Origin of the sequence: Rhodococcus sp. EPR-157, from assembly GCF_001647195.1 — a bacterium.
GTDB lineage: Bacteria > Actinomycetota > Actinomycetes > Mycobacteriales > Mycobacteriaceae > Rhodococcoides.
The window spans coordinates 1-11,243 of sequence record NZ_LVCV01000002.1 but is presented as its reverse complement, the minus strand read 5'-3'; the positions used below and the strand labels follow the sequence as shown (position 1 = coordinate 11,243).

Here is an 11,243-nt window from a genome sequence, read left to right as displayed (position 1 = left end):
CGTCTGAACCGAGACTTGAGGAAGCACGCGCGATTGAGAGCTCCTTTGGCATCGACTTTCGTCACGAGGAAGTTCGTCCTACGCAAGCGGGCGATATCCCCCTGCCGCCCCAGAGGGTTCGATTCGTGAACAACTGCGTGCACAAAACTACCCAGGGTTGAGCCAAGCTGCCGCATCTCCCCGAGTTGTATTCGTGGAGGTGGTCGAGGCCATCTTTACCTCACGCTCACGTTGCTCGGCCGGGTAGCGCTTCGACATGCGCTTCATCCTTCACGAAGAACGAAGCGGCATCAAACCCGGGACGGTTCTGCCTTCGTCGTCGACCGTTGCGCCGAGCCAGCGTCGGTTACACACCTCGGCGATCCAAGACATACCGAAACAACCAACACGCGGGTCTGCCCGAGTTAAGGTTGATAGTCAACAACCAACTCACAGAAGGGCTACCCGGTGACAAGTCTCGAACGCACCGAGAGCAAGCAAGCGGAACGCTCGAACTTGTCGACTCGCCGCCTACTTCAAGCGACAGCAGAGCTGATTGCGGAAGTGGGCTACGACCGTACGACTTTGGCCGAAATAGGTAAGCGAGCCGGTTACAGCCACGGCATGGTCAGTCGGCGGTTCGGCAGCAAATCGGCCCTGGTGGAGGCGCTCATCACCAAACTCAGTGAGCGGTTCGGGCATGGACGGCTCACCGACACTCTTGCCCACAACACTGGGATCGATGCCCTGCTGACCGTCGTGGACGAAATAGGTAAGGATGCCGCCAACTCGACTCAGTCGATCCGAGGTTTTTACGCGTTGCTCTTCGAGGGCCTAAAGCCCATCCCTGAACTTCACGGTTTTGTTGCAGATTTGCATGCCGATTACATATCCGCCCTGACCGAACAAGTCGCCCAGGGCCAGCGGAACGGCCGCCTCCGAGACGACGTGGATCCGGAAGAGATCACGGAATTGGCGGTCAACGCTCTCCGAGGCCTGGCTTACAGATGGCTACTCGACGAAGATCGAGTCGACTTTTCGCGCGGCCTTAACAGCTTGGCCAGACAGCTCGCGCTTCTCGGTGACCCCGATGGACGATGAAGCGATGCAGAACAGGCGCGCATCCGACTACCAAGACAACGCCAACGGTGTACTCGTCGAACTGAGCGACGAAGGGTTGGCAGTCGTCGATGACGATGGACGGTACCTGTCGGTCAATCCCGCTGGGTGCTCGATACTCGGACACGATGAAACCACACTTTTGGGAAGCAGTTCGGTTTTTCTCGGGAGCGGCAATTCTCCGCAAGCAGGTCGCAGCAACGAGGGATCGGCGTGGATCGGCACTTCAGAGGTGGAGTTCGAGATTCGCCGGGCACCCACTGCGACTGGTCGAATAAGGTGGGCAGTGCGATTCTGTTATGCCGATCGTGCAGTTAAAGACCGTCGTAAGTTGGCGGCGTTCACTCGCACCGCCTCCGCCGTGGCCTACGAGGATCGTCTCGACGTCGTTCTGGACAAGCTCGCCGTCGAGGTACGCGACACGGTCGACCTAGCGACCTGCGCGGTCGTGCTGGTCGACGAGGTCAGCGGAGCGCTGAACCACGTCGGCAAAGCGGGTCTCCCCGATGACTACCCCGAACGTATCGAGGCCTGTCGGCGTCTCGGTGCGCCACTGATCACTGTCTCCGCTATCGACGAATGCCGAGTCGTTGTTGCCCGCGAATGGCGTGAACAAGTCTTGACCGACCCACGGTGGGCACCGGTGCAAGAGATCGCCCGGGCCGGCAACTGGGAGACGTACGTTGTCGTCCCTCTGATTGTCAGGGAGAAAGCAATTGGTGCGGTTGCCGGGTTCTTTACCGAACACCACGATCCTGGACTCGACGACATTCGCTTCATGGTTGCAATGGCAGACCAAGCTGCGATCGCAGTGGCGAACGCGCACATGTTCGCGAAACTCGAGATTCAAGCGGCAAGGGAAGAACGCCGAAAGTTGGCCAGAGACATGCACGATTCGGTCACCCAAGCCTTGTTCTCGCTATCCTTGCGAACCAAAGCGCTCGAGCTCGGAGTCGAGTCCGGCGAGTCCGTCGACGTAGTCGAACAACTACGACAACTTCATGAGCTGGTATGCGGAGCTCAGGCCGAGATGCGTGCTTTGATCATGCATCGTCGACGTGCCCCGCTGGGCGAGGAAGGCCTGATTCCCTCCATCCGTAAACATCTCGCAGCCATCGCAGCACGTGAGGGGATCGAGCTCGTAGTCGAGAGCAACGACGAGTTCCACCAGTTCGGCGAGGCCCTGGAGGAAGACCTCTTCATGGTCGTCGGCGAAGCCGTTCACAATGTCGTGAAACATGCACACGCGACCCTTGCCACTGTTCGGATCATACTCGCGCCGCGTCAGAACGGGCCTAGCGTATGTCTGTCGATCACCGACAATGGAAGCGGCATTGCCGAGGGCCAAAGTGGACACCAGTCCTTCGGACTGGTGTCGATGAACGAACGGCTCAAAGCGCACGGGGGTCACCTATCGGTCCGATCCAAGCCCGCCGCCGATCCCGAGCACGGCACGACCGTCTGCTGCATAGTTCCGCTCACGACACCGACACACATGGCTAGCTCTGACGAATCCGGACGAGAACAATGACAGAGACCACTGTCTTCATAGTCGACGACCACGCTCTCGTCAGGCACGGGCTACTCGCGTTTCTGGAGACACAGGAGGACGTCGCCGTCATCGGCGAGGCCGAGAACGGTGAGCAGGCGGTGGCACAACTTCGTGCCCGGGCCACGGATCATTCTCTCCCCGATGTCGTACTGATGGACCTGATGATGCCCGTCCTGGACGGGGTTGAAGCCATTACTTCACTTCACTCAGAGTTTCCTGATCTCAAAATCGTTGTACTGTCGAGCTATTCCGAGACCGAACGCGTCCACGCCGCTTTGCAGGCTGGTGCCACCGGGTACCTTCTGAAGAACTCGGATCCGTCCGAAATAACCGCAGCCATCCGATCTGCTCAGCTGGATCAGGTTCATCTTGATCCAGCTGTCGCACACGTATTGGCGCGATCTATGCGTATCGGCCACGGAGTCGTGCTCTCGGTCCGTGAACGAGAAGTGCTAGTGCTGGTTGCCAAAGGTTGCTCGAATCAAGAGATCGCGGACACCCTGTTCATCAGCGAACGAACCGCACGAACTCACGTCAGCCACATCATCAGCAAACTCAGTGTCTCGTCCCGCATCCAAGCTGCGCTGTGGGCAATCCGGGAAGGCCTCGCGCAGGTGCCCTGACGCAGTGGAGTCGAGACCTGGGGAGGCCGGATGCAAATGTCGCACAACGATTGTTGCAACTCTGACCACGCTCTGACCCCAGGGAAAGCGCCGGTCGTGCGTCAACAGGTGTCACGTGCCGCAAGCTCCTCGGTGAAGCACACGCCCTCTGGGAGTTCGCCGGACGAGGCGCTCCAGAGCCTTCACGCTAACGCGCAGCCTACGACCCGAGACCAGTTGACCACTGCGTCCGTGCCGTAGAGTGAACCAGGCGGGTTACAGAACGGTTCACAACAAATCGAACCCAACTACGATCGGGAGCAGGTTTGAAAAGCGCAAGCATAACGTCGAGTTCGCCGCTCACCCTCGACCCTTCCACAACGGCGAGCACGAAGGCGGGCACTCAGACCCTGATCCGAGGCCTTCGGATCGTCGAAGCGATAGCTACGCAGAACCAGCCTATCGGGGTCGGCGAGTTGTCTCGCGAACTCGGCCTGCCCAAGTCGACCGTGCAACGCTTGTTACGAACTCTGCAACAGGAGGGATGGGCTGACACCTCGGACGAACCCATCACTCGCTGGCAACTGAGCCCGCGATTGCTCGCGCTAGCACGCGCCAGCTCGCCTGCTCGAAGCTTGCGCGACGCAGCGGCACCGCACCTGGCCGCACTCGGGTCGCGTACCGGCGAGACCATCCACTTCTCAGTTCCTGACGGGGACTCCCGAATGGTCCTCATCGAACGGGTGGATTCGGTACACCCAGTCCGTACTTACAACCCGATCGGCACAGGCACGCCCTTCCATACCAGCGCGAGTGGGAAAGCATGGCTGGCGGTCCTCCCCACCGAAAAGGTCGAGGCCATACTTTCCCGCCCGTTGTCGAAGCCCATGCCGAACAGCATCGTCGACCCCCAGCAACTCCTCCACCAGATCTTCGAGATTCGAGAGCGTGGCTACGCGGTGAACATCTCGGAGAACCGTGCGAACGTGTGCGCAGTCAGCGCTGCAGTCGACGGGCCGGGCGGGCGGCCGGTCGCGGCTGTTTCCATCAGCATGCCTGATATTCGGTTCGACCCTGCCAGAGTCTCCGAATGGGGCACCTGGGTTCGAGAAACCGCACAAGCCATCGGCGCCGAACTTCTCGAATGACTACATCGTCGAACTGCCTCGATAGTGCATGTGGGGCACTCGTCGAGAAGCTTCAGTTTATTTCAACCTGACTGTACGACAAGCTATTCGATGGCGCGCTTCGCTTTGAGAGCACGGAAAAGATCAGACAAATCGTTGCCGACCTGCAGTCCCTGAACCGCACCGAGAAGCATCGAAGCGCCCTCAACACCCAGGACTGGTGTAACCAGAGCCTGAAACTTCTCTCTGACATGCGCACGTCGTTCCTCGGGTAACGCGGGCACGGATGAGTCCGCCGACCGGCTCAGTACATCGCCTCCATGCAAGACGACACGAACGTGCGTTTGCTGGGGACGCAAGGTCTCGTCGTACACAAGACGTACACGCTGTGTCATCATTGCCAGCTCGGGGTCGTTCACCGACTCGACAGAGAAGTCGTTGATACCGCAAGATCCGCGAACGAGGGCCAATGCGGCGGTGAACGCCAAGCTGAACTTCCCTTCCAGGGGAGTCGTGGGCGTGGGAATGGCGCACACGGTTCGCACCAATTCCGGGACCGTCAATTCGATCTCGCTCACCTGATCCACCGCAAGCTCGTCACGTAAGGAAAGCAAGACGTCGACTGCCGCATGAGTACCGAAGCACGCCGCGTGACGCTTGAACAGCGTTTCACGCAGGTACCACCGTTGGTCGAAAGGAACTGTGGCCGTGTCGATATCCGCCCCATGTCCGTAGGTTGCCGCCAATCCACGAGGGCCGAAGATCGCATCCATCGGGGCTGTAGCGCCCGCGGCTGCAAACTGCGCAGACAAGAGCCCTGCCTCGGCGGCCCGTCCGACTTGAAAAGATTTCCCCATTGTCCCGAACTCCGCCCGCAGTCCTGCGGCCTGCGCTGCGGACAGACCCCAGGCGCGCTGGATGCCGTTCTCGTCTGCGCAAAGCAGACGGCTCACCCCCGTGGCCGCCCCGAACACACCTACCGTCGCAGTGGGATGAAATCCAGACGCATAGTGCTGGGGTGCCATTGCAGCACCGATCCGAGCCTGGCTCTCGAATCCAGCAACGAACGCAGTGAGCAACGCGTGCGAACCAAGTGTGAACGGTCCGCGGGCTTGTGCTGCGGCCAGAACGGCGGGCAGCAGAGGCGCTGAAGGATGAACCCCGGACGCAGCCAGCCAATCGTCGAAATCGAGAACATGAGCCGATATCCCGTTGGCCAGTGCAGCCGAACGAGCGCTCACCTCTGCACCATCGCTGAGGCGCGAACAGATTCCAGCGTCACCGGTGATCTGCTCTGCTATGTGTACAACTCCCTCCGACCCGCTAGCGATAGATGCCCCCAGCGTATCGATGAAGCAGTCGACAGCCGTGTCCACGACATCCGATGGGATTTGCTCGAAGACCAATTGCGCTGATTGTTTTGCGAGCACCGCTTCGGACACATTCGCTTGCGCATCCCTCGTCAGCAACATGATGAGCCTCCTGTTCGAGCCTATGGCGGCCAACCCAGTCCAGTAGAAGTGCGTGCCTTTGAATGGCATGCTGTTTCAGAGAGTAGCCCAGGTGAGGCGTTCTGGCACACAATCTACGAGTCCAGGCACTCGCAGCCAGGACGCGGCACCGCCCCCTATAGCTAGCGAAATTCGCTGAAACCAGGCAGGCCGCAGGTAAGTTGCGATCTATTGCCTGTCTAAGCCCACTTTCCAGCACTTGCCAACTCCAGAACCACCCATGGGAAAATGATCGCGCACCTACGGCACGACGTGCCGCCTGTCAATATGGAATTCACCGGCGCCTCTTGATCGCGAAATTCGGATCACACCTCGGCTTCAGTTTCCACAGGAGCCGTCACTCTCGGACGAGCGGACAATTAGCCCGTTGACGCCGGTTAGCTGCCTGGACCCAACAGACGTGTCATGGCAGTTGGTGGATTCGAGCAGAGCAGACACGGGTGCGAAGAAGGGCCGAAGCACTGCAAGAACCACACCCACGTCAAATGCGTGACTGCAGAGCTCTGATCCAATCCGCCTTCCGACATCGCGACGAATGTCGCGGAGCAATCACGTCGACAGACGGTTTTGTGACGTGGACCATAGGTCTTGAATTGAGTCAAAGACACGCTTCGCGCAAACTCACGGCCCTGGCGCACGCACACGCGTGCAGCAAAGAACCTTCCACCGCTCGAACACGGGCTGCTCCTGGACTGCCGAGGACCCACATCGGACCCGCACGAGCAGATCAGCTCAACGAAGGAGACAATTATGACCGGCCCACTTTCGGGTATACGCGTCATCGACTTGACCGCCGCACTCGCAGGACCGTATGGAACCATGATCCTCGCCGATCTGGGTGCCGACATCATCAAGGTCGAACCCCCGGGCGGGGAGGTCACGCGCAGAGTAGGCCCGTACCCGCCCAGTACGGACGGCCAGCAGACCCTGGGCGGATATTTCCAGAGCATCAACCGCGGCAAGCGCAGCATTGCGGTCGATCTGAAAACACCCCACGGTCACGCCGAACTGCTCGACTTGGTTCGCACCGCCGACGTAGTCGTCGAAAACTTCGGCCCTGGCGTGGTCGAGAGGCTCAACATTTCTTACGAAGAACTCCGCCGGGTCAATCCCAAACTCGTCTACGGCTCGCTCACCGGATACGGCGCAGAGTGGTCCGGCAAAAGTCCTTACATAGACTGGCCCGCGATGGATATCACGATCCAGGCAATGGCCGGGGCGTTGAGCATCACGGGAACCGAAGATGGCAAGCCAGTGAAGATCGGACCAGGAATCGGCGACATATTTCCCGGAACGATGCTGACGATTGGTGTTCTTGCCGCATTGTGGGAAGTACAGAAGACCGGTCAGGGACAACAGATCGATGTATCGATGTTCGATTCGATACTTTCGCTCTGCGAACGCATGGTCTACCAGTACTCCTACACCGGTCAGGTTCCCAAGCCGATCGGCAATACCCACCCAATCCTGACCCCATTCGACGTACTCGAAGTCAAGGACGGATGGATCGCTATAGCTGCCACGACACAATTGCGATGGGAAGCCCTATGCCGCATCATGAATCGTTCGGAGCTGATCACCGACGCACGATTCCGGAACGAGAGTGTTCGCGTCGAACACCGCGCTGAAATTCGCCGCTTGCTTGATGACTGGTCGCGCAGCCTCACTCGCGCCGAGGTCAGTGAAAAGTTGGGAGGCAAGGTACCGTTCGGACCCGTCAACGACATTCGAGACATTTTCGACGACCCCCATGCGTGGGCCCGAAATATGCTCGTCGAGATAGAAAACCCAGGATCCGACCAAAAGGCGATCGTCGCCGGCCAGCCCATCAAGTTCAGTCGAACCAAGACAACGGTCGGTGCCCGGGCACCGCAACTCGACGAACATGGCGACGCCCTGCGAGCCGAAATCCGAAGCGCACCCGTGCAGGCAGCCGTCAGATGACCTCGTACGACGTAAGTCCCGAGTTCACAGACCTGGTAGGACGACTACGGCAGAGCCCGTTCCGAGCCGACACCACCACTGTTCCCGAACTGCGTGCCAATTTCGAGAAATTCGCGGAGTCGTTCTACGACCCCCCACCGGTCGAATTCGAGGCCGATAGCGCGAACGGTGTCGAGGTCGAATGGGCTCGCACACCAGGATGCGATCATGCGCGGGTAGTGCTCTACCTGCACGGCGGTGGCTACTCCATCGGCTCCATCGCCGCATACCGGGATTTCTGCGCCAAGATTTCCGACGGATCCGGTTCAGCGGTGCTGTCGGTGGGCTACCGACTGGCGCCCGAACACCAATTCCCCGCCGCGCTTGATGACGCGGTCACTGCGTACCGCTGGCTCCTCGCCAGCGGTACACAGGCAGATCGGATCGTCATAGCAGGTGATTCGGCAGGCGGAGGACTGACGTTGGCGACGATGGTGGCCCTGCGAGAGGCCAGGGATTCCTTGCCTGCCGGCGCAGTGTGCATCTCCCCCCTCGCCGACCTGGCTCATACCGGAAGGACAGTCGAAGAAAAAGCATACGCGGACCCAATTGTTACACCGGAAGGTAGTCACGCCTACGGTGTCCGCTACCTCGGCGAGGACGGCGATCTAACCGAGCCCTTGGCCTCCCCGTTGTACGCAGACCTCCACTCGCTGCCGCCGGTGTTGATTCAGTGTGGAACCGCCGAGCTCCTTCTGGACGACTCTTTGCGATTGGCCCGTAAGATCAAAGATGTTGGCGGCCTTGTCGATCTCGATATATGGCCGGAAATGATTCATATCTTCCCGTTCTTTGCATCAAAGATTCCCGAATCCAAGCGGGCCCTTCGATATATCAACGAGTTCATCATCCGAATCTTGGATCACAACGAGGACTCCAGTCGCATCCCACCGTCGACTCGAGGTTACTAGAACTCTTGATTCCCATACTTTGTCCGCACACCGAAGAAAGATCGAACATTGCTACTGGAGAACCGAAACACCAACCAAGACGTCTTGCTGGCCGCTCAGCCACCGGAGTTGCAAACCCCGTGGCTGACGCCCGCACGGTCAGCACTGCTCTCGGATGTCCGAGAATTCAGTCGCGCCGAAGTACTCCCCACCGCCAATAAGTTCGACCGGACCGAAAGCGCCATCCCAAGCGAGTTGATGGGCCGATTGGCCGAGTTGGGATATTTCGGAATAACGGTGCCCTCCGAATACGGCGGGCTGGGCCTGGGGGTTTTCGAATATTCCCTCATTTCGGAGGAACTCTCCCGATCGTGGATGAGCGTTGCCTCCATCATTGCCCGCGCCCAGGGACTCGGCACACGATTCGAGAACCCTGAGCGCCGCGATGAACTCACGCGTCGCAGTGCACGTGGTGAATGGATTGGGGCCGCGGCGTTTTCTGAGCCGGATTCAGGATCTGACCTGGGCTCGATCCAGACCATCGCTCGTAAATCCGGCGACGGCTACCGCATCACTGGCCGGAAGCGTTGGTGCGGAAATGCGTTCGAGGGAGATTTCATCCTCGTCCTGTGCCGCATTGTGGACGAGTCGGACGAGCTGGGTCCGATTCGCACCTTCGCATTGGCCAAGGCACGCAACAGCTTTCCCGACGGTGTCTCAGGAGAGCCGATCGACAAGATCGGCTACCACGGAATTGTCAGTTGGAACCTCACCTTCGATGATGTTCTCGCCTCGGCGGACGACTTGGTTGAACCTTTCGGATTTTCAGGAGCGGAGGGCCAGGGCTTCAAGGCCGTGTCTAACGGTCTGAACGTGGCCAGGGTACAAACCGCAGCTCGTGCAGTCGGCCTCGCCCGGGCAGCACTCGAAGACTCGGTCGAATACCTGCAAACGCGTGTGCAATTCGGGTCTCCACTGGGGAACTTTCAAGCCCTACGCTTTACCGTGGCCGACATGGCCGCCAAGGTGGCACAGGCTAGAACCTTTTACCAATACGTCGCCAACCTGATGGACAACGGGGTGCCCTGTGAGAAGGAAGCCGCGATGACAAAACTGCTGGCAACCGAGATGGCCGTCGAGGTCACGGGACAGGCGCTGCAGCTGCATGGTGGAAACGGCTACACCCGCGAATACGCGATCGAACGGTACTGGCGAGATGCCCGACTGACCACGATATTCGAGGGCACCAGCCAGATTCAGCAGAAAATCATCAGCGATCGTATTCTTCCAAGACCAGCAAGCTGATCGGCGCGCTTGTAGAACCGAAGATACAAGCAATCCAGCTCTCGGTGGGTGGTGCCCGCGTCAGCGAACCACCCACCGAGCTCACGTCTAGAACGCAAGCCCCGCCGAGACCAGCAATTGCAGAATTCGGTTCGAGTCGGTCTCACGTTCGGGGCGCTGGGTCCAGGCTGGGTACACCGCCCAATATGCGGAGGGGACGAGCAAAGGCAAACGGTTTGGCGTGGAGGCGGAACTGCTGCGAGAATCCTGGGCTACGGTTTCGGTATCGAGCGTCGGTCGAAGTTGTCCGGCTTTGGCTTACACGGAGGTGGTACGACCATCGCTTCGCTCGTCACCGCAGGGGTCCTACCATTTCTTAGGATCCAATTGACTTATTCCTGTTCATGCTCTGCGCCCGTTCAGGGTTTCCAGTCAGAGTTCAGCCTCGCCACGCGCAATACCGAGCGCATCGAGCACGGTTCGGCCGGCGGGAGGGCCGTGTCGAGTCGGTGGATCTGTGTGGCCATCGGCTACTGCAAATGGTCGGTGGACCGAGTCAAACCCGCTCGTCGGCCCTTCTTTGCAGTGACGAGGGCCAATTTGCGGCTGGCTTCGTCGATCATTTCGCCATTGAGCATGGCAGCACCTCTCGCGCCTCCATCAGCCGAGCGGTGGAAGTCGTATGCGTCGAGGATGGACTCGGCTTTGTCGTAGGCTTCCTGTACGGGCGAGAACACCGAGTTAGCGGCATCGACCTGTGTGGGATGCAGAACCCATTTTCCATCAAAGCCAAACGCGGCGGCATGTACTGCAGCACGGTTGAAGCCGTCGAGATCGCCGATGACTGCATACGGCCCGTCGATAACCTGTACGCCGTATTTGCGCGCCGTGACAGCAAGTGTCATAAAAACCGAATCGATGGGGCTGTGTCCGCCAAAGCTGTTCTCCCCGATCACCAGAGTCGGGATCTGCATCGCCGCCATGAAGTCTCCGGGGCCAAAAATCAAGGTCTCCACTCTCGGAGTGGACGCCGCGATATCGTCGACGATACTCAGTCCTGACGGACCCTCGATCTGTACTTCGATTCCTATTTTGCCCTCGGGCAAATCCAAGTCTTTTTCGAGCTGCCCGAGCAGGACATCGAGCCAGTGAATGTGCGCAAGCTTCTCAACCTTGGGAAGCATGATGCAGTCGAT

The 11,243-nt window shown here is 59.3% G+C and carries 9 protein-coding genes; 7 read left to right on the top strand and 2 right to left on the bottom strand.

The genetic code is table 11. The features are described from left to right. The first annotated feature begins 447 nt into the window (after positions 1-447). From A2J03_RS00055 to A2J03_RS00040, 4 genes are all read left to right on the top strand, one after another. Entirely contained in the window at positions 448-1,080 is a 633-nt protein-coding gene (locus A2J03_RS00055; protein ID WP_068367987.1) for a TetR/AcrR family transcriptional regulator, read from the top strand. Further along, positions 1,070-2,629, top strand: a complete 1,560-nt coding sequence (locus A2J03_RS00050) for an ATP-binding protein (protein WP_068367985.1) — start codon at positions 1,070-1,072, stop codon at positions 2,627-2,629. The genes A2J03_RS00055 and A2J03_RS00050 overlap by 11 nt, the downstream gene beginning before the upstream one ends. Further along, complete coding sequence (locus tag A2J03_RS00045) at positions 2,626-3,273, top strand: response regulator (protein ID WP_068367983.1); 648 nt, start codon at positions 2,626-2,628, stop codon at positions 3,271-3,273. Before A2J03_RS00050 ends, A2J03_RS00045 begins: the two co-directional genes overlap by 4 nt. 305 nt (positions 3,274-3,578) lie before the next feature. Next, positions 3,579-4,400: an IclR family transcriptional regulator gene (locus tag A2J03_RS00040; protein WP_082897483.1), complete on the top strand. Its 822-nt coding sequence runs from the start codon at positions 3,579-3,581 to the stop codon at positions 4,398-4,400. Positions 4,401-4,483: 83 nt separating this feature from the next. Here A2J03_RS00040 and A2J03_RS00035 read toward each other — a convergent pair whose 3' ends face one another. Further along, positions 4,484-5,851 (bottom strand): MmgE/PrpD family protein, encoded by a 1,368-nt coding sequence (locus A2J03_RS00035; RefSeq protein ID WP_068367981.1) that lies wholly within the window; start codon positions 5,849-5,851, stop codon positions 4,484-4,486. Between the two features lie 789 nt (positions 5,852-6,640). On the opposite strand from A2J03_RS00035, the gene A2J03_RS00030 reads away from it, so the two are divergent. From A2J03_RS00030 to A2J03_RS00020, 3 genes are read left to right on the top strand one after another with little or no spacing between them, the layout of a single operon-like run. After that, positions 6,641-7,834, top strand: a complete 1,194-nt coding sequence (locus A2J03_RS00030; RefSeq protein ID WP_068367977.1) for a CaiB/BaiF CoA transferase family protein — start codon at positions 6,641-6,643, stop codon at positions 7,832-7,834. Next, positions 7,831-8,784 (top strand): alpha/beta hydrolase, encoded by a 954-nt coding sequence (locus tag A2J03_RS00025; RefSeq protein ID WP_068367969.1) that lies wholly within the window; start codon positions 7,831-7,833, stop codon positions 8,782-8,784. Before A2J03_RS00030 ends, A2J03_RS00025 begins: the two co-directional genes overlap by 4 nt. Before the next feature lie 48 nt (positions 8,785-8,832). Beyond that, positions 8,833-10,068 (top strand): acyl-CoA dehydrogenase family protein, encoded by a 1,236-nt coding sequence (locus A2J03_RS00020; RefSeq protein ID WP_331712344.1) that lies wholly within the window; start codon positions 8,833-8,835, stop codon positions 10,066-10,068. A 509-nt stretch (positions 10,069-10,577) separates the two neighbouring features. Here A2J03_RS00020 and A2J03_RS00015 read toward each other — a convergent pair. Continuing rightward, on the bottom strand, positions 10,578-11,243 hold a 666-nt coding region (locus A2J03_RS00015; RefSeq protein ID WP_068367966.1), incomplete at its 5' end, for an HpcH/HpaI aldolase/citrate lyase family protein.